At 54.6% G+C, this 20,013-nt stretch carries 12 protein-coding genes; 1 reads left to right on the forward strand and 11 read right to left on the reverse strand.

Annotation, left to right across the window (positions count from 1 at the left end):
- Window positions 1-131 precede the first annotated feature (131 nt).
- Window positions 132-1,118 carry a glycosyltransferase family 2 protein gene (locus tag ACYVHX_RS23845; RefSeq protein WP_460674209.1) on the reverse strand — a complete coding sequence of 329 codons (987 nt, stop codon included), beginning with the start codon at window positions 1,116-1,118 and terminating at the stop codon, window positions 132-134.
- Between the two features lie 70 nt (window positions 1,119-1,188).
- Window positions 1,189-2,031, reverse strand: a complete 843-nt coding sequence (locus ACYVHX_RS23850; protein WP_460674210.1) for an FtsZ/tubulin family protein — start codon at window positions 2,029-2,031, stop codon at window positions 1,189-1,191.
- 188 nt (window positions 2,032-2,219) lie between these two features.
- Here ACYVHX_RS23850 and ACYVHX_RS23855 point away from each other — a divergent pair, with 188 nt between their 5' ends.
- Entirely contained in the window at window positions 2,220-2,609 is a 390-nt protein-coding gene (locus ACYVHX_RS23855) for a DoxX family protein (RefSeq protein ID WP_460674211.1), read from the forward strand.
- 21 nt (window positions 2,610-2,630) lie between these two features.
- On the opposite strand, the gene ACYVHX_RS23860 is transcribed toward ACYVHX_RS23855, so the two are convergent.
- From ACYVHX_RS23860 to ACYVHX_RS23900, 9 genes are all read right to left on the reverse strand, one after another.
- Window positions 2,631-3,347 (reverse strand): hypothetical protein, encoded by a 717-nt coding sequence (locus ACYVHX_RS23860; RefSeq protein WP_460674212.1) that lies wholly within the window; start codon window positions 3,345-3,347, stop codon window positions 2,631-2,633.
- 69 nt (window positions 3,348-3,416) lie between these two features.
- A complete protein-coding gene (locus ACYVHX_RS23865; RefSeq protein ID WP_460674213.1) occupies window positions 3,417-6,518 on the reverse strand; it encodes an efflux RND transporter permease subunit in 3,102 nt (1,033 codons plus the stop codon).
- 72 nt (window positions 6,519-6,590) lie between these two features.
- On the reverse strand, window positions 6,591-7,718 hold the full coding sequence (locus tag ACYVHX_RS23870) for an efflux RND transporter periplasmic adaptor subunit (RefSeq protein ID WP_460674214.1): 1,128 nt from the start codon (window positions 7,716-7,718) through the stop codon (window positions 6,591-6,593).
- A gap of 28 nt (window positions 7,719-7,746) precedes the next feature.
- The gene (locus tag ACYVHX_RS23875; protein ID WP_460674215.1) at window positions 7,747-9,021 is read right to left on the reverse strand and encodes a TolC family protein; all 1,275 of its coding nucleotides are present in this window, start codon (window positions 9,019-9,021) and stop codon (window positions 7,747-7,749) included.
- Between the two features lie 80 nt (window positions 9,022-9,101).
- Window positions 9,102-9,467, reverse strand: a complete 366-nt coding sequence (locus tag ACYVHX_RS23880) for a hypothetical protein (protein ID WP_460674216.1) — start codon at window positions 9,465-9,467, stop codon at window positions 9,102-9,104.
- A 260-nt stretch (window positions 9,468-9,727) separates the two neighbouring features.
- Window positions 9,728-12,430 carry a DUF5686 and carboxypeptidase regulatory-like domain-containing protein gene (locus ACYVHX_RS23885; RefSeq protein ID WP_460674217.1) on the reverse strand — a complete coding sequence of 901 codons (2,703 nt, stop codon included), beginning with the start codon at window positions 12,428-12,430 and terminating at the stop codon, window positions 9,728-9,730.
- 863 nt (window positions 12,431-13,293) lie between these two features.
- Window positions 13,294-14,565 carry an HlyD family secretion protein gene (locus tag ACYVHX_RS23890; protein ID WP_460674218.1) on the reverse strand — a complete coding sequence of 424 codons (1,272 nt, stop codon included), beginning with the start codon at window positions 14,563-14,565 and terminating at the stop codon, window positions 13,294-13,296.
- 15 nt (window positions 14,566-14,580) lie between these two features.
- Window positions 14,581-16,815, reverse strand: a complete 2,235-nt coding sequence (locus ACYVHX_RS23895; protein ID WP_460674219.1) for a peptidase domain-containing ABC transporter — start codon at window positions 16,813-16,815, stop codon at window positions 14,581-14,583.
- Window positions 16,815-20,009, reverse strand: a complete 3,195-nt coding sequence (locus ACYVHX_RS23900) for a lantibiotic dehydratase (RefSeq protein WP_460674220.1) — start codon at window positions 20,007-20,009, stop codon at window positions 16,815-16,817. Before ACYVHX_RS23900 ends, ACYVHX_RS23895 begins: the two co-directional genes overlap by 1 nt.
- Window positions 20,010-20,013: the final 4 nt, after the last annotated feature.

The following is a 20,013-nucleotide window of genomic DNA, read 5'->3' on the forward strand; positions in this document are numbered from 1 at the left end:
ATACGGTCAGGTGCCGTTGGAGACAATTATAGCAATAAAGTTTGGCAATTGGGCGGTTTGGAACGGGGGCCGGTCTTCCGAAGCGGGCGCCGGACCCTGGCTCGGTTCCCGGGCCGATCGTTGCCGCACCCCTAAATTTTGTAAAAACCGGGTCGATTGAAGAGGGTTTTCCAGAAAAACCGCAGAAAAATGCCGACGTGACGGGCAAATTCACGCTGATTTTCGAGTTCGGCCAACGGGTTTCGAAAGTTGAGCAGATTGACGCCAATTTTCCAGCCAAAAACCACCGGTACCATCGTCAGGTAGTGTAGAATCAGCACCAGATAGGCCCCGACGCCGTATTGCTTCCGGACCCAGAGCAGGTTTGAAACGTGCATTTGCGGTTTGAAACGGTTGATGTGCGTTACCTTGCGCTCCTGGTAGTCGGTGCTGCTGCCGTATTCCAAGTGGATGTAAAAAGCGTCCCGCAGCAGCAGCAATTTGCCTTGTTTGCCCAGCCGCCAGCACCATTCGACGTCTTCGGCGTACATAAAAAAATTTTCATCGAGCCCGCCCGCTTTCGCCACCGTGTCCCGGCGCGTCATGATAAAAGAGCCAATGAGCCAGTCGACCTGATTCGGGTCGGGAAATTGCGTGTCGGGCAGAAGCCGGTGCAGCAGGCGTTTGAAAAAACCGGAACCGGGCAGGATGTAGAAATACCGGCGGAGTTGCGAAAAACCGTCGTAGGCTTCCGTGTGAACTTTGCCTTCCCGCGTGATCTGCATCGGCGCCACCGCGGCCACCTCCGGGTGACTAGTCAACAAGTCGGCACAGCGTTTCAGTACATTATCAACCAGCAACGTATCCGAATTCAGAAGCAGAATCAGCCGCCCGGTCGATTCGGCGATACCCCGGTTGTTGGCGCGGGAAAAACCGGCATTGTATCCCATTTCAATCCAGCGCGTTGCCGGAAAGGCGTTCTGAACCACGGCCTGCCCCGAAGGATCGGGGTCGTTGTTGATCACCAGCACCTCGTACGTCAGGCCCGACGTGTATTTTTCAATGGAATGAAGGCAGTCGACAATGAGGTGTGGGGTTTTGTAATTAACCAGAATGATGGATACGTCCGGATTTTGCATAGAGATGCAAAAGTAAGAATTAAGCAGGAAGGTCGGCCATTTTTTAGTAGTAATGCGGGTGGTCCGCCGGCTAAACCGGCTCCTCCAGCGGGGTCCAAAGCAGCAGGGTGATCTGGATGCGGTTTCCTAGCGCAGCATCGGAGACATACCCGGTTTTAAAAAGCCGGGGCTGGTTGCTGAAGAGCGTCAGCAGTCCGCTGGTCAGCGTCCATTGTTCCCTCATCAAAACCGGAGACGCCGGGCTGGCGCTAAGTTGCATCAGCACCCGGTCAACGCGCGGGGTGTCAAAGGAGTAATTCTCCAATTGGTTGATGGCTTTTGCCAGCAGGGTTTCGCTGCGGGTTTCGCCTTCAGCCTCCTGATGAAGGACGGCGATGCGCCCAGCCCCCCGCAGGAGATACTGAATATCGGCAAAATCGGTGGTTCCCAGGGTCTGCCGGCCCAGATTGGCCAGACCTTCAATGGCCAGCACCAGTTGATGCAGCGGAGCTTCGCCGGTGGAGTCGGCCGGTCGAAAAACCATCAGGCTGGCGAAAATACCGCCCAGACGCTGTATCAAGTCCGGTTGTGGGTCGGCGGGAAGCGGGAGCAGGGCCACCCCCGGGCGGTTTTTCGATTGCAGCCAGTGGGCAATGGGCAGTAGGATTGGGACTGTTTCGGGATCGTTCAGATCGGCTACGATAAAAACCAGTCCGGTCGATTCCTCCAGCGGATAAAGGCCTTCCAGCCCATGTTCCGCCGTTGGCTGGTCCGGGTCAATCAACACTTTGTGAGGAATGGCGGACGCCCGGAGTGACTCAGAATCAGTTGAATAGGCAATGAACGTGAGGTCGTGCAGACCGCGGTTGAGCAGGTGTTCCAGCGTTTGGAGGCCCAGCGAGCCAATGCCGATGGCGGAAAATAGTGGATTCATCTAATTGGGTAGGAGAAAATGGACCACCGAAAGTAGCGGTTTTCTAAAATTTGCCAACAAAAAAGATAAAAACCGCAGGGTCGAAAACCGCCCGTTTGGGGGCTGGAAAGGCAGCTCAAACCGTTCGTTGCGTAGATATTATAACAAAACGGTCGGAATTTCCCTATATAGTAAAACGACTTGTCACCATGAACGAAAAAACCGCTAAAAAGGTCGCCCGTATGCTGTTAGGGGCGAATTTGATCTTTGCCGGCATCAGCCATTTAACGTTTGCCCGGAAAGCGTTCCAAGCCCAGGTTCCGGATTGGGTGCCCTTGTCGAAAGACGATACGGTGGTGTATTCGGGTATTGCCGAAATTGCGCTGGGCAGCAGCCTGGTGCTGACCGACGAAGAACACCAGCAAGCCGTGGGAAAAGTGGCTGCCGGTTTTTTTACGGCGGTATTTCCCGGCAACATCTCCCAATACGTCAACCACCGGGATGCGTTTGGCCTGGACACCGATCGGAAACGGTTTATCCGCTTATTTTTTCAGCCGGTCCTGATTTACTGGGCCTTGAAAAGTACGGACAACGCCTAGGGAGTGAGTGGGTTACAAACTTTAGGGAGGGCTCAATAGCGATTCTTTCGGCCATTCCCGGCGACGGATAAATTTCCAGATGTCTTTGAAAAACTCGGGGTACAGAGTAGTTCCGATGCTGTAATAGGTACCGTTGTAATGCTGGCTGACATTCGTCTGAAAAACCGCATACCGGTAGCCGACCTGCGCGCTCAGGCCAACCCAGCGGGTGGCTTTCCACTGGCCGTACACGCCGATTTGAACGGGCATGAAAAAATCCCAGTGCGCCCAGCCTTTCAGCGTGTCGGTCTGGGTGTCCTGCCGGACGGCGGAGGCTTTTCCGGCCCCGATCTCAACCGGGATGCTGAACAACCAACGGCGGTTGTTGATCGGGTTGCCCCAAAACATCAGACTGCCGTACGCCATGTCGGTTTTGGTGTAATATTCGAGGTTGAGTCGCCGGGCCGCATTGCGGTGCCAGTTGATCAGTCTGAGGTAGGAATTGTAGGAAAGCCAGTAGTACCCGACGGTGATCTGGTGTCGTTTTTCGCCCAGCACAATACCGGTATTGACGCCCCAGACGTTGACGGGCTGCCGATTAACGAACGAGTTCCGAAAGTCGAGGTTGAGGGTCCACCGAACCGGCTTCCGACTCGGTTTTATTACCGAGTCCGTTGGGAACTGCGTCGCCACGGCCTGGGCAAAACCGGGGGCGATGCTCAGCCCAAACACGCTCAAAAAGATCAATACCGCTTTCATGCTTCAAGACAAAACCCGCCAAAGTTGGCGGGTCTGTACCGATTCTCTTAAAACATTGTCGAAAATTTTTTAAACGGGCGCCAGGGTTTTGGGTCGGTAGAAGACGTAAAACACCAGCGGGAAAATGAAAAGCGTCAGGAACGTGGCCGTAATCAGCCCGCCAATCACCACAATGGCCAGCGGTTTGGAGGTTTCGGAACCAATGCCCGTTGAGATAGCCGCCGGAATCAACCCAATGGCCGCCATCATCGCCGTCATCACCACCGGCCGCACCCGCGAAATGACGCCCTGCCGGATGGATTCGTTCAGGCTGAGCCGGTTATGCAGGTTTTTCTTGAATACCGAGATCAGAATAACCCCGTTCTGAATGCAGATTCCGAACAGGGCGATGAAGCCGATCCCCGCCGAAATGCTGAAGTTGACGTGCGTAATGAGCAGGGCCGCAATGCCACCGATGATGGCAAACGGCACGTTGAACAGCACCAGCCCGGCGTCTTTCACATTGCCAAAAAGCACGAACAGGATAAAGAAAATGCCCAGCAAGCTAATCGGCACCACCTGTTCCAGCCGGGCCGTTGCGCGTTGCTGGTTCTCAAAATCCCCGGCCCATTTGATGGTATAGCCCTGCGGCAGTTTCACGTTGGCGGCTACTTTCTGCTGCGCTTCGGCCACGGCCCCGCCCATGTCGCGGCCCCGCACCGAAAATTTGACCGCGCCGTAGCGTTGGTTACCTTCCCGGTAGATCAGAATGGGACCGGTTTGCGTGTAAATTTTGGCAATTTCCTTGATCGGAATCTGGGAACCGTTGTTAGTCGGTACCATCAGGTTACCGATTTCGGCTTCGTTCGAGCGGAACGGTCCGTCGTAGCGAATCCGCAGGTCAAATTTGCGTTCCCCTTCGTAAATCTGGGTGGCGGCTTTTCCGCCGATGGCCATTTCCACCACGGTTTGGGCGTTGGCTTTATCAATACCGTAGAGCGCCAACTTCCGTTCGTCCAGCTCGATACGCAATTCGGGCTGGCCGATGTTGCGAATCACGCCCAGGTCGGTAATACCGTTAACGGTTGCCAGTTGTTTATCGATTTCGGTGGATTTACGTTCCAGCGTGTACAGATCGGGGCCGTATACCTTAACGGCAATGGAGCCTTTGACCCCCGAAACCGCTTCGGCCACGTTGTCCATGATGGGCTGCGAGAATCCGAAATCGACCCCCGGAAAAACCGCCAGTTTTTTCTGCATCCGGGCAATCAACTGTTCCTTCGTTATTCCACTCTTCCACTCTTCTTTCGGGAAAATGCTCACCAGAAATTCGATGTTGTAAAAACCGGTGGGGTCGGTGCCGTCGTTCGGGCGACCGGTTTGCGAAATCACGCCTTTTACTTCCGGAAACTCCTCGAAAACGTGGCGCATCTGCGTGGTCAGCTTGACGGATTCGGGCAGCGAAATGCTCATCGGCATACTGGCCCGGACGTAAATCGAGCCTTCGTCCAGTTCGGGCAGAAACTCCGTGCCCAGCAGTTTAAAACCGGATAAGCCCACGATTACCAAACCGGCAGCCGCCAGCAAACTCAATTTTTTGTGGGCAAACGTAAATCCGAAGGCTTTGGTCGCATTCCGGGTGATGAACTCCACCACCGGATTGTGTTTTTCGCGGACGTCTTTTCTCAGCAGGAAACTCGCCAAAACCGGCACCAGCGTCAGCGTAAAAATCAGGGCGCCGAGCAGGGCAAAACCGAGGGTCCAGGCCAGCGGTGAAAACATCTTGCCTTCGACTTTCTGGAACGAGAAAATCGGGACCAGACAGGTGATGATGATGAGTTTGGAGAAGAAGATGGCCTTGCCCATTTCCGTGCCGGTTTTCCGCAGCACACCCAGTTTGGCGAGTTTGTTGAACCGGCTCATGCCGTTGTGAATGGCCATTTCGTCAAGTGTGACGAAAATGCCTTCCACCATCACCACCGCGCCGTCCACGATAATCCCGAAATCGATGGCGCCCATGGAGAGCAGGTTGGCCGACATACCTTTGAGCCGCAGACAGATGAACGCGAACAGCAGCGCCAGCGGAATGATGATCGAAACCGTTACCGTCGTCCGCCAGTCGGCCATGAACAGAAAGACGATGACCGTCACGAACACCAGCCCTTCAATCAGGTTGTGCGTCACCGTGTGCGTGGCGAAGTGAATCAGCGTTTCGCGGTTGTAAAACGTATCAATCTGCACGTCCGCCGGTAGAATGCTGGTATTCAGTTCGTTAATTTTGGCTTTTACGCTTTCAATGACCTCGCTGGGGTTTTCGCCTTTGCGCATCACCACGATGCACTCCACCACGTCGTTTTGCTTATCGCGACCTGCCTGGCCCAGCCGGGGCAGTGCCGATTCCGACACCTGAGCCACGTTCCGAACCATGATGGGCGTTCCGTTGGCGTTTTTGATGATGATGTTGCCGATGTCCTGGCTGTTTTTCAGCAGACCGATCCCGCGCACCACGTAGGCTTCCGCGTTTTTCTCGATGACATCCCCGCCGACGTTGACGTTGGAGTTGGCAACGGCCTGATAGAGTTGGAGCGGGGTAATGCCGTAATCCAGCAACCGGCGCGGATCGACCGAAATTTCGTAGGTTTTGGCTTCTCCGCCGAAACTCACCACGTCGGCCACGCCCGGCACGCTTTTGAGTTGTCGTTCGATCACCCAGTCCTGCATCGTTTTCAGTTCGCGGCTGGTTCGGGTATTGCTTTTGATCGTGTACCGGAAAATCTCGCCGGTGGGGCCGTAGGGCGGTTGGACATCGGGCTTCAGCCCTTCCGGTAAATCGACGTTATTCAGTAGATTATTGACCTGCTGGCGGGCGAAAGCGTCGTCCACCCCGTCGTCGAACAGAACCTTGACCACCGACAGGCCGAACAGCGTCGTCGAACGAATGTCGGTTTTTTTCTGAACGGAATTCAGTCCGATTTCAATCGGTATGGTAACGAACTTTTCAATTTCTTCCGCGCTCCGGCCCGGCCACTGCGTAATGATCGTGATCTGCGTGTTGGTAACGTCCGGGAAGGCTTCAATCGGCGTATTCTGGTAGCTGATAAAACCCGCAACAACCGCCAGACCCGTCAGGAAGAAGATAAAAAACCGGTTCTTCAGCGAGAACGAGATGATATTTTTGATGAACTTATTCATGGATGGAGGAGGAAAGGAGTGGAGGTAAGTTGTTTCGCAGACGGGGCCGCCCCGTCTGCGAAACAACTTACCTTAATTTCCTAGTGCGTTATAAATCAGGAGTTGATTCTGCTTCACGACGCGGTCGCCGGGTTTCAGGCCAGTGTTGAGGTAGGCGATGTCGCCGATGGTTTTGAAGATGTCCACCTCGCGCACGACCGGTTGGTTATGGGAGTTGACGGCCACGACGAAGTTGCGGCTTTTGTCAAACACAATGGCTTTGGCCGGAATTCCAATCCGCTGTTCCTGCCCAGCGTATTCGACCCGCACGTTGGCAAACATTTCAGGTTTCAGCGTATAATCCGCGTTCAAAAGCGTCACCCGCACTTTCATCGTTTTGCTTTCGGGGTCCAGCACGTTGAAGATTTTATCGATCTTTCCTTTAAAAACGCGGTCGGGATACGACAGTGTCGTGATGGTGGCCGAAAAGCCTTCTTTCACATTGGCCAGGTCTGACTCATACACGTTCGCCAACACCCAGACCTGATCGAGGTTGGAGATCGTGAACAGGTTTTCGGGATCATCCGAGCGGAGTTCCATACCCTGCGCGGCATTTTTCTCGACCACAAAACCGTCGGTCGGGGCTTTCACGACGTAAATGGAGCCCGAACCGCCGAGGATGCCTTTGCGGGCTGCCACCCGGTTGACTTCGCCCTGAGCGGCCTGCATTTGTTCGCGGGCGGCAATCAGGTCTTTCTGGGCGGCCAGACCGGCTTTCGCCATGTCATCGGTGACTTGCAGGTTTTTACGGGCCACGGCCAGTTGGCCTTTGGCGGATACGGCTTCCTGCTCCAGATCGGCCATGTCGCCGGACCGGATGATGGCCAGCGTTTGCCCGCGTTTCACGAAGTCGCCGAGGTCGGTTTTTACTTCCTCAATATGCCCACCCACCAGCGGAAACACCTTCACCACTTTGTCCTGGTTGAACGTGATTTTGCCGGTGAGATTCAGTTCGTTGTTGACGGGCCGCAACCGGGCGGTGTCAATTTTGGCCGTTGCCAGCAAGTTGACTTTCCGCTGCGACACGTCGTCGCCCTGGGATTCGGGCGTGGCCGACGATTGGCAGGCTGTCAGGTTCATGATCAGCAGTCCGGCCAGGAAGCAGGATGCTGAAGTGGATGCCAATTTCAAAGACGGTTTTAAGAGATGCGTTGCTTTCATGACGGATGCGGTTTTTAAAAACCGGGTATTATTTCGTGAATAGGTTGGTGCCGACGGCAAAGTTGAGTTCTTCCAGGCTTTGCATCCGACTGTTTTGCAGTTGGTTGAATTGAATCTGGCTGGCTTTGTACGAATCGAAAAAGTCCAGAAATTCCACCACGTCGATGTTTTGTTTGCGGTAATTGGTGGTGACGCCATCGATGAGCCGGCTAAAATCGCCGTTGAATTTCTGATCGAAAGTCTGGTAGACCTGATCGGTTTGCTGCACTTTCTGATAGGCCCGCCGAACGTCGCTGTCCACCTGAAGCGCGTAGGCGTCGGTGGCCTGCTGGCTGCTCTGCGTTCGGATCGTCGCGGCTTTGATGTTCCCCTGATTCTTGTTAAAAACCGGCAGGTTGATGCCGATGCCCACGCCCACGTAGTTTGGGATGTAGCCCGCGTTGCGGTCGTAGGTGGCTTGCAGCGACAAGTCCGGAACGGCCATCGCTTTTTGCAGGGTCAGATTTTGCTTCTCCTGAATGGCCTGATCGCGGAACCCTTTCAGGTCGTAGCGGTTTTCTTCCGCCAGTTTAAACAACTCATTCAGGTTAAGCTGACCGACGGCAGGCTGAATGGCCCCGGTATTTTCCAGCACGGGTTGGAAGGGTACAGAAGGGCTGGCATTCAGTAAGAGGGCCAAATCGGCCTGGTCGTCGGTCAATTTCAGCAGCAACTGCTGGCGTTCGGTGGTCAGGTTGAAGAGGTAGGCTTTCAACCGGGTCAAATCTTTCAGCGGAATGTTGCCTTTTTCGTACTGCTGCTGAAAGAGGTTGACGGTTTGCCGGAGCGTGCCGATTTCCTGTTCGTAGACACCGAGTGCCTGCTGGTTGTAATACAGATCGTAGAACGTGGTCCGCAACTGGAAATTCAGCGTTCGCAGCAGGTCAAAAAACCGGTCGCTGGCCAGCTCGGTACTGCTGCGGGCAACCGCCAGTTGTTTATTCCGTTTGCCCGCCAGCAGCAGGAGTTGCTGTACCTGAACCACCTGCTCCGAATTCCGTTGCCGCCAGGGCATCACTTCCTTCGTCTGGGCGTTGTAGGGCATCTGTTCGACGTAGAGGCTCGGATTGTTCCAGAGTTTTGCCTGAAATTCGTAGGCTTTGTTTTCATCAACGCCCAGTTTCGTCGCCATCAGTTGCAGGTTGTTCTGACGAAACTGCGTTTCGGCCTGGGGCAGCGTGAGCCGCAGCGTATCGTTTTGCGCAAACGACAGCAGCGGGCTATGCAGGACGCACCCAAACACGAAAAGAAAAATCCTTTTCATGGTGTATGGAAAGCTGTTTTAAGAGAAATTTCGCCGGTTGGCGGAAAGGAATACGCGACGGACGGTTTTGTCCGGAGTAATTAAACCGCAGGGATGCGCAGGGAACAATAAAGCAGGTAATACGGGCGGTGTGTGTTCACCGGTTTTCCGGCCAGAGCCAGTCGGACGGGCAGCAGCAGAAGGGCTACCAGCAACAGACTCAGCCATTCGGTGGGCCATTCTGAAAGGAACTCCGGGTTGGGAGAAGGAACCAGTTGTTCGTCTTCATCCTGAACCCAATAAACCGCCGAATCGGTGGAAGGCGTATTGGAGTGGGTGTTTTGCTTAACAACCGTCGGTGCAATGCCGTGCGCAGGGGAAACCGTTCCGGCTACCATGGGGTAGACCCGGAAAAGCAGCACCCACAGCAGGCCGACTGTTAGCAGTATGTTGCGGAAAATTCCCATTGATCCTCAATTCTGGCAACAAACAACGGGTCGCCAGATTTAAACCGCCTAAAAAAGCCGTTAAAAGAAGATTAAATATGCCAGCCTGTTTCCTCCAACCCCGAAGGTGTTGACTTCCTGATACCCCCGGGTGCAACCCGGGGGCTGTGAGGCCGGGGATACCGGGTCCCGGTCCGGGGGGTGCGCCGTCCGTAGCCCCGGTTTGCATCCGGGGGTATCTACAGTCAACCCCTGGCGGGGTTGGGGCTGAAAGCAGTGGGTTACCGGAATTTCAGGGTCGTGCCGATGCGGAAACCGAGCTTCTGGTACTGCCAGTCCTGCCACTGGGAAATCACCTCAACCCGAAAGAACGGAAAAATACCCGGAATCAGGCCGTCCAGTGCGTAGCCCACTTCGGTGTAGTTGCGGGACTGGGGCGTGGCGAGATAGTGCACAAAGAGATTTTCTTTCAGGCCCGTCAAGCGCACCAGCGTCAGTTGCGTAATCAAAAACTTGCGGTATTCCATCAGAACGTGGCCTTCGAAAAACCGCTTGCCGGTGCTGTACTGGTAATACGGCAACATCCGGAAAATCGCCGTCGGGTCTCCCTGCTGGAGAAAGAACTCGTTGCCCTGGAAGTGCTTGAAATCCGGGAAAAACACGGCTTTGTCGTTCAGGAAAGCACCCGCCGACAGGTTGTAACTCAGGCGGCTTCGGATGCCGGTTTCGAACGAATGGCTCAAACCGGCCTGCAGAAAGTCGTAATCCACGTCGCTGGCTTCGACCGCTCCCGACTGGAGCGGAATTCCCTTGCGGTAGTTCAGCGTCACCTCCGGGCTGTTGTTGCGGCTGGCGACACGCCGACCGTTCCGAAGCCGGTATTGGGTGGCCGCCAGTTTGCCCGAAACCGCCAGATTCAGCACAAACGCCTGGTGCACCGGAAATGCCCCGGACCCCAGCTCGGCGTTCATCGGGCGGTTGGGCGTGTAGCTGAACTGGTTCCAGTCGATCCAGGGTTTCAGATTCTCCCGGTAGTTCGCCAGCTCCGTTCGCTCGGCGTATTCCAGGCTGCCGTTGACCGTGATCCGGTTTTCGAAAGGACGGGCCGAAACGCCCAGCCGCAGAAAGTCCCGCTGGTAAAACTTCGCGTAATTTTTCTCGAACAGCAGCGAAGTCAGCGAGTTGAGGAACGGGCTGATCGGTTCGTTCGGATTAAACTGGTTGACCCAGCGCCCGCCGGTCAGATCGACGTGCGTGTTTTTATAAGTGTAGCCGATGCCGCCCGTTCCGATAAACCGCTGCAAGCCAAACTCGTAGCGGCCCGCTCCGCCGATGGTCAGGTCGGGCGTTGGTTTGATGGTGACCCGCCGGCGCGTCGAATCTTTTTGCGGTTTGCGGAGATAATACCGGAGTCGCAGCCCGAGGTCGACGGTGTACCCTTCGACGGTATTGTAATAAATTTTCTGAAGTGGGCTGTCCCAGGTCAGGGCGGTCCGCTGACCGAAATTCCAGGTATTGCCCGAGATCAACTGCCCCGGTTTGAAGGTTTTGCTGGCCCGGTTTTTTCGGGTCGAATCCCTGGCGGCTTTGGTGCTGTCTTTCCGCACTTCAATTTTCCGGACAATTTGCAGGCTGTCGCGCTTGACATAGCTTTTAATTTCGGCCGTCGTCAGCGGCACCGTTCGCAGCGAATCCCAGAAAGCGTTTCCGCGTTTGCCGGCCAGTGAATCGACCACGGTGGAGTCGTTGCGCGACACTTCTACCTCTTCCTTGCGTTCTTTCTTGGCCTGGTACTCCTGTTTTTCGTACTCTTTCAGGAGCTTTTTAAAATCTTTGGCCGAATATTCTTTCTGTTTGGCAATCTTATCTTCCAGTTTCTGCCCTTTGATGTCTTTGTTGGTCAGGCGAACGGCCGGTTTTTCAATTTTCTCATCCACAATCCGCACATCCTCAACAAAAGCCGGGTTTACCTGTAATTGGCTGAAGGCCTGGCTGATGATGAGCTGCGCGTTTCCGGCGGCCCCCATAATTCGGCCTTCCAGATCATACCGCTGATTAACCGGCAGCCAGACGTTTTGCACCGGGCTGTACACCTGACGGATTTTGATGTCGAAACCGAGCGGATTGCGGGTCTCCAGCTGCAAACTGTGGATGGCCCAGCTGTTTTCGATGATGAAAATCGCACCCCGAAAAACGCCCTCGCCGTACGCCCGGGGTGTCACCTTGATTTTGCTGACGTCGATGCCGCGCTCACTGAACGTGCCCTGGTACTCAAATTTGTAATAGGCAAACGCTTTCGGCGAAAGGGGCGAAACCGCCTTGTTGACCTCCGGGCGGTAGAAGCTCGACAGGAAATAATCGCTCACCGAAACGTTGTCGCCCAGCGAGTTGCGGGTGGCCATAATGCGGTGGCGGTAGGTGTTCGGTTGCTTGAAGGTTACTTCCGAAACCGATTCGTACAGCATCGGAACGCCAATTTTAAACCCTTCTTTTTCGGCTTCCTTCAATTGTTTTCGGTACATGAACTGCATCGGCAGATCCGTCACCGTAAAGGACGTTTTGGTGTAGGCGCGGGCCGTGTAGCTCATTACCTGCAATTCGTGGTATTTGGCTTTGGCAATGGCCCGGCGCATGATGCTGTAGGCCGGATCTTCTTTGCCCTGGCGGGCCTGCACCTCCTGCAAGCGGAACGCCTGTTCCTGCATCGTGACGTCGATGGTTTGCCATTCACTGCCGATTTCGACAGTTTTTTCCTGCGCCTGAAACCCCAGATACTGGAATACAATGGCGTATTTCCCCGGTTTGAGCGGTACTTCGTAACGCCCTTCCGCGTTGGTGATGGCGCCGTTGGAGGTGCCTTTCACCACAATGGCCGCGTAGGGAAGCACCTCACCCTGCGTTGTTTTGATCGTCCCCCGGATGCCCTGGGCCGTTGTCCATTGATAAAAAGTAAGCGTGATGAAGAGAGTAAGCCAGTATTTCATACATTCAGGTTGCGTATTCGCAGGGAAATCTACCAATTTTGGCGTTCAGGTGCAATCCCAGACCCATGAACGGATCGGCGGTTGATTTGGGTAGTTTATTTCCTGATGCGAAAAGACCCCGCAAAGTTGCTCACCGGAGTTCAATAAACCGTATTTTTAAGAAATAATAACGTTTTGCTCCGGAAAACCTGAAACCGGAAAAACCGGGCATCGAAGGATGCCCAGCCACCGGATGAAAGAATGAATTTCGGTACCTTGACGGGCGGCATACGAAGATTCAGAGCATTCCCGGGTGTAACGTACGTATATAAATAGCTGATAAAAATTAGTTTATCAGACACGTTTATTTGGAGGCCTTAAAAAGATAATATAGTTTATTTTCCTATTTGGAACCGGTATTATCAGGTAAGGCTGCGCCCTACAAGTTAGCTTTCTCCAATCTTTACAAACTTTTTTCGGCAGCCTAAACAGCGGTAGGAGCGGTTGGGGATATAAAATAAAAGCACCCTGGTAAAGGAGGATCGCGGGATTCGCTCAGCCGCCGATTCGTCCCGGCCGCAATAGGGACAAGTTTTGGTGATGGTAAATCGGCGGGAAAGCAGAACGGTGTTCAACGTTCCCGACAAGATCGATAAAGGTTTCATAACACGCTTCGAGTTGGCTTAACCAAGGTACGCAAACGCTGCCCAAATAGACTATCAATTCGTGTGAATAAATGGTAAAATCTTGTTTGTTTTTCAGGCTTTCTCCCTTCGATTCAATTTTGATATAAAAAACCGGCCTGTCGTGTTATAGGAATGAAGTTATTTCTTCATGAGATACTAATAAATCAGTTACAAGCCGCTAATTGCAAGACAAAAAAGCTAGTCGATCACCGCGCTGGCCGTCTTGCGGAATTTTCGGAACAGGTGTCCAAAAACCGTGCGTTCGTCCGTGATCACATCGGCTTTCCCCCGCATCCCAATTCGCAACAAACGGTTCAGGTGTGCCTGGTCGGTCACCCGGATTTGCACATTGAACATTCCTTTTTCGTCGGGCGTAAACGAAACCTGGCTGACCTTTCCGTGGCCGGGGCCCCATTCGTACACCGGATAGGCATCCACCTTCATTACCACCGCCTGCCCGGCCCGGATTTTCCCGATTTGTGCGGAACTGACCTGCGTGTGGGCATACAAAGGCGCGTCCTCGGCGAGGAGTTTCAGCAGTACGGAACCGGTGGGGGCTTCTTTCTCGCCTTCAAACACGAACGAAACCGTACCCGCCCGGGAGGCTTTGAGCCGCAGATGATTGTTTTCGGTCATCTCAAACGTGCCGTAAGCTCCCTCAATCCGTTGGCGGGTGGTGGTCAGCGCGGTGTTCAGTTGCGCATCTTCGAGTTGCAGATCCACCGAACTTTTTGCCCGTTGTTTTTCCAGGCCCTTGATTTCCAGCTCGTGAGACGTAATTTGCCGGTTCAGCGTATTGCGGGTATCCAGGTAATTCTGGTAGGCCACATCGTACAAATTTTTGGCGCGTAACTGATTGGATTCGATGGTGTTGAGGTCGTTTTTGCTGATGTCACCGTCTTTGTAAAACTGCCGGTTGATGGTCAGCAGCCGGGCGGTTTCCTGCACGTCATAAGCCAGCCGGATTGATTCGGACGCCCATTTCTGTTCGTTCATCCGAAGCTGCGATTCCCGGAGCGCAATCTCCTCCCGGAGCCTTCGAATCTGGACCTCGATCACCGAACGTTCGTGGTCCGCCGATTGGGTCCGAAACCGCTGAAAACTGGACAGGTTGGCCCGCGCCGAAGCCAGCTCGTGCGTCAGCGCGGCAATGTCCGGGGCACTCAGTTCGAGCAGGACATCCCCGGCTTTTACCGCCTGACCCGGTTTTACAAAAAAGCGCTCGATGTAAACCGTTGACGGAAAGCGGTAAATATCCTCGGCCCGCTCCGACTTGAAAACAAAGGGCGTGGGTACGGTATCGGGCAGCACCACGACAAAACCGGCCCCCAGACCCGCTACGACCAGCAAAACCGCCCACCAGCCCATTCGGCGCAGGGCTTTGAGCCGCAGGTCGGCCAGCGGGGCGTCATCGACGTGGTAAAGATCTTCGTACTGGTTTTCGCTTAGATCGTGCAGAAGGGTGTTCATGGCGGTTGATTGAGGTTACTCCACGTAGGTTTTCATAAAGTCGTAGTAAATACCACCCTGAGCGAGCAGGTCGGAATGGCTGCCCTGTTCGGCAATGGTGCCCTGATCGAACACCAGAATCCGGTCGACGGCTTTGAGCGTGTGCAGCCGGTGCGCAATGGAAATGATGGTCTTGCCTTCGTAGCGTCTGTAAATGTTGTCGAGAATCCGCCGTTCAGTTTCGACATCCAGGGCGCTGCTGGCTTCGTCCAGAATAATCAGGTCGGGATCGGGACTGGTGACAAACAGACGCGCAAATCCGATTTTCAAAACCTGCCCGCCCGACAGGTTGCTGCCGAAATTGCCCACCATCTGGTTGTAGCCCAGGTGTGTACTCTTGACAAACTGGTGCAGGTCAGCCAGTTGCGCAGCTTCGACCACCTGCTCCGTGGAGGCTGAGAGGTTGGCACAACGGATGTTTTCCTTGATCGTGTCGTTGAATACGTAGGTGTCCTGCGGAAACAAATGAACGTGGTTGCGCAGCACTTTCGGATGAATGGCCCGCATCTCCTGATCGTCGCACCAGATTTTGCCTTCGTACTCGGGATAGAGGTTCAGCAGCAACTTGACAAACGTGGATTTCCCGGCCCCGTTCCGTCCGACAATGCCGATGCGTTCGCCTTGGCGGATTTCGCAGTTGAGGTTGCGCAAAATGTATTTTTCGTCGCGCTGGTTATACCGGAACGACACATTTTCGAGACGGATGCGGTTTCCCGAAAACGAATTGCTTTTCTCCTGATAATTGGTTTCTTCGCGTTCTTCCAGAAAAATTTCGTTTATTTTCTCGAAACTCACGCTCACCTGCGTCACCATCATCCAGAGCGCGCTCACGCTGTTGACGGCGTTCATGACGGTCATGAAAATGGACGTGAACGCCATGTATTGCCCGATACTCAGGTGTCCGGTAAATACCTCGTAAGCCCCCACCCAGAAAACCGCCACCTGACTGAAAATAAAGATCAGTTTCTGGAGCGAGTTGATCAGGATCTGGCGTTGTTCATCGACCATCACCGAGTTGATCGACTCGCGGTGCAGGTGTTTCCAGCGCACCAGTTTGTATTTTTCCAGCGACAGCAGTTTTACGGTTTTGATGCCGAGCAGGGCGTCTAGAAAACCGCCCAGCGACGCCTGATTTTTATGGTAAACTTTCGAGCGCAGGTTCTTGATGATGGGAATGAAATAGGTGGTTGTCAGGCCGTAAGCCACGAAGCAACTCAGGGCAATTCCGCCCAGTAAGCTATTGAACCAGAACAGGATCGGAAAGTAAATCAGCATGAAAAAGACGTCCAGAAATTGCTGGATGATAACCGGATTCGTAAACTGCCGGATGCCGATGCCCTCGTTGAACCGCGCCATAAATTCTTCGCGCTTGCGGTTGTCGTAGTACTTCTGTTTGAGCGAAATCATGCGGTCGAAAAACTTCGTCATGAAGTCCATCTCAAACCGAAACCGGTAATGCACCATCAGCATACTGCGCGTATAAGTCAGCACCACCTGCACGACGAACACCAGCATCAGCCCCGCCAGAATCCCGATGAGCAGCTTTTTATTTTGGTTTACCAGCACGTTGTCGAGCATGGTCTGCGTAAACAGCGGCAGCACCAGCCCAACGAGTTCGAGCAGGAGGGAGAAGAGGAAAATTTCGCCCAGAACGGTTTTGTTTTCGCGCAAAATGGGCAGGTATAATTGCTGAAAAATGCTTTTTTTCTCGGTTTTCTGCTGCGCGATTGCTTCCGTCAGTTCGTCGTTTTTATAAAACTCCGCAGTCGGCTTCAGTTCGAGCACAATTCCGCTCCATTTGTTCTGGAATTCCTCTTTTGAATACCGGACTTTTCCAAAAGCAGGGTCCGCAATCCGGACGTGGGAGTCGGTGGCTTCGTACACAACCACAAAATGCTGGCCCTCGTAGTGGGCAATGCAGGGCAGCTGAATCTGCTGCAAATACGGATAATCCAGCTCGTAGCCTTCGGCTTTGCAGCCAAAATTTTCGGCTACTTCCATCAGCGTGTACAGGCTCGAACCTTCCTGGGAAATGCCCGACAATTTGGTCAGAACGTGTTTGGCATCCGACACCCCGTAGTGCTGGAAAACCATCGCCAGACAGGTGGGGCCGCAATCCATCATGGCCCCCTGTTCAACGTACGGAAACCGGTCGATGAAGCGGTAGGGGCTCATTTTGCCGCCGAATACGGTTTTAAGAAAGTGGCTCATCAGGATGCAGCGGGAAGGGAAGTGGAGGCAACCGCCGGCCGGATGTGGCCGTGCGCCAGCCGGCCGTACGTGATTCGGTAATACTTGTGCAGGTGGTAATACAGCGAATATTCAAGGTGCCGTTGCCGGTTGCGGAACAAGCGGTTTATCGTCATGTGAATCAGGCTGTCGAGCAGGCTTTCCAGCGAGAGCGCCAGGTTGCCCTGGTCGTGGAGGAACCGGAAATACGCCACCATCGGCTGCAACTGCGCGCTGCGTTCGTGGCTCAGGTCGTAGAAAAACCGGTGGTCGTCGCAGGTTTCGTCGAACAACTGCTGAATCGCGGGTTCGATTTCTTTGTACCGGCCATCAAGTTGTTTTTTCCGGGCCGCGTTGTAGCCGAATTCCCGGCCAAACAAGGCGGTTTGCTGTTCGGTAAAAGCGATGCGCTGCGGTACGTCCAGCCCAAAGGCATCCAGCACATCATGCATCATTTTCAGGCCAAACCGCCAGCGGCATTCTTCACCCTCGGCGCCTTCAATCTGGCTCAGGAAGGCCAGCGTTGTCTGACTATCGACGTGAAAAAAAGCTTCGGCGGTTCGGATGGAGTTCTGACCGTAGCGTTCCAGTTCGCGGTTGTAGGTGTCGGTACCTACGGAAGTAACGCTGCGATTGGCCAGGTACGGCGCCAGCGCGTCGTGCAGTTCGCGAATGACCTCGCCCAGAAACCGCACATCGGTCAGGTGAAACCGGAAGCGGAAGTGATGGTTCGGATCGGAAAGCCGGATAAAGAAAAACTGGTCGGTCCAGCCCGCCAGCCGGAATCGCTCGGTCAGCGGGTGCATCACCTCCGTCAGCAGCGAGTCGGCGGTTTTTATTCCGGTGTAAATTTTATAATACAGCCATTCCGAACCAGGCAGAAATTTGCGATCCAGGGGCTGGTCTTCCGTATTTTGGCTGGTTTTGGGATTTGTAAAAACCGCCGTTGTCGGCTGGTTTTTGAAGGCGACTACAAACTGATTTGTGTGCCAGCCTTCACCCGATTCCACCACCGCCGTGTCGGCGCGGTACAGAAACTCCTTGATCGTGAACGTGGAGCGGGATTTAATTTCATTGACAAACGTTTCGGCCAGCCACTGATTGTCGAGATCGACGTAAAGCTCGTTGTCGGAATCGGTGAGCGTGATGTAGCGCGGAATGCGGAACTGCCTGCGCCAGCCTAGGATGGCTTCCTGCAACGGCGCCCAGTGGCCGGTTTTGAACGCCGTGACCAGCGGTTGAGCGTGGGCATCCCGGAGATTCCACTGCGCTTCGGCCAGAATCAGGTTGTCGAGCACAATGCGCGGAATGAACACGAACAGCCGGCTGGCACTGCTCGTCCAGTAACTCAGCGTCGTGCGCTGGTGCTGCGTCTGCAAATCGCAGAGGAAATGGTACAGATCGAGCGATTCGGAATTGGCATAATTGTGGGCGTTCGACAGGCGCGGCACCACGGTTTTATTGAGCGATTTCGACCGCAGCCGCAGCGTGTTTCCGGACAGACTCACCATCAAATCCGTCACCGGAAGCTGGGAGTCCGGATCCACCGAAGCTTTGCCCAGAAACGGAATCTGGTGCGTTTTCAAGGCCGGGCGGATGATGACGTTTCCGGTGCGGGCTTCGGGCAGGTGAACGAGGTCGGCAAAAACCAGATCGGGCCGGGCTTCGTCTTCGGCCTGACTGATTTCGTGCAGGAGGTTCAAAACCGCCGGATCGGTGTGCCCAAACCGGCCCAGCAGCGCGGTGCCGTTCATGCCGCCGAAATGATTCAGGACGAGTTGCTCCCGCCCATGTTCCCGAATCACCGAAAACAGGGCAGAGTTGGTGAGCGGCAGGCTGGCTTGCCGGGGCTCCAGCGGACGGAGTTCATCCTCCTGGATTTCAATCTGGTAGCGGTTCGTGAGTTGCGCGTCGGCAATTTTCTGAAGAAGGTAACGGTGTTCGGCCGGGACGGTAAAATGCTGCGCTTCGTCGGCCTGGGCGGTTTCAAGGCCATCGATCAGGGGCGACACATCGGCCCCGGCGGCATCCGCCGGATAACCAAGGCCCATTTCGGGATCAAGCGCAATCACCAGCGGAATTTCTTCTTCCTCGTATCTGGCCCGAAACGCTTCTTTGAATTTTTCGAGCGTCGCATTGCCCGGCGGCACCAGTTTCATCAGCGTCGGGATTTTGGACACCAGTTTGTTGAGCAACCCTTTGTTCAGTTGCCCGTCGGTTTGGGGCAAAAAGGTGTCAATCTGAAACAGCACTTTCCGGTCGAAGGGGGTGGACAACTGGCTTATTTTCCGCTCGATAGCCTCAAATTTTTCCGTCGAGCGGTTTTCCGCCGAGCTTTCCAGGGCTTTCAGGTCGGCTTCGAGCTCGGTCAGGATTTGAATGATGGCCATCAGGTCGGTGTCGGGATGCTGCGCACAAACCGCCTGGAGGGTTTGCCGGATCTGTACCAGAAAATCGTCGCCGGTCAGGGCCGGTTCCAGTTCACTGACAACGAGTTGGGCCTCCAGAATCTGCCCGATATAAGCTGCGGCTTCTTCCTCGGAAACCTCGTCGGACCGCAGCGAATCGACCAGCTGATGAACCGTTGCTCCGGCGCGGGCCAGCGCCAGAACGCCGTCCAGGTATTCGTTCTGCTCCGAACTGGTCAGGTGATGAACCCGCCGTCCACCCGCGTCGTAGCGGTAGGCAATGTAGCGGTACTGAGCGTGCGCCAGATACAGGCTGGTATTGGGAAAAAACCGCAGATGCGGCTGAATGGCGGGGTGTTTTTCCAGATCCTGCGCCAGGGCGCAGAGGTAGTTCATGTCGAGCCGTGTCACTTTTCGCGGGCTAGCGGTCGTCTCCACGCGAACCTGGGTTGGCCCCGAACCGACCGGCACGGTTGAAAAAACGCTGAACAGGCCGAACGGCGTGCAGCGCGTTGCGTACCGGGCTGCGTATTTGATCAGCGAATACAGCACACGCCGGTTTTTCTCGTCGGACCGGAAACCCGGCTGGAGACTGAGGTCGAGTTTCTGAACTTCGTCGTACAAGGCAGGTGACGCAATGTACAGCGCTTCCAGAAACCGGGGGTCCCGAATCAAGTCCGCTATGCGGGACTCGTCCAGTTGGTCGATGGTATCGGCTCCGGCGAGCGGAACGCGAACGAAGGCGGTTGAGAACGGAACGGTTGCCATACGG

It is taken from the genome of Larkinella ripae, from assembly GCF_054780775.1.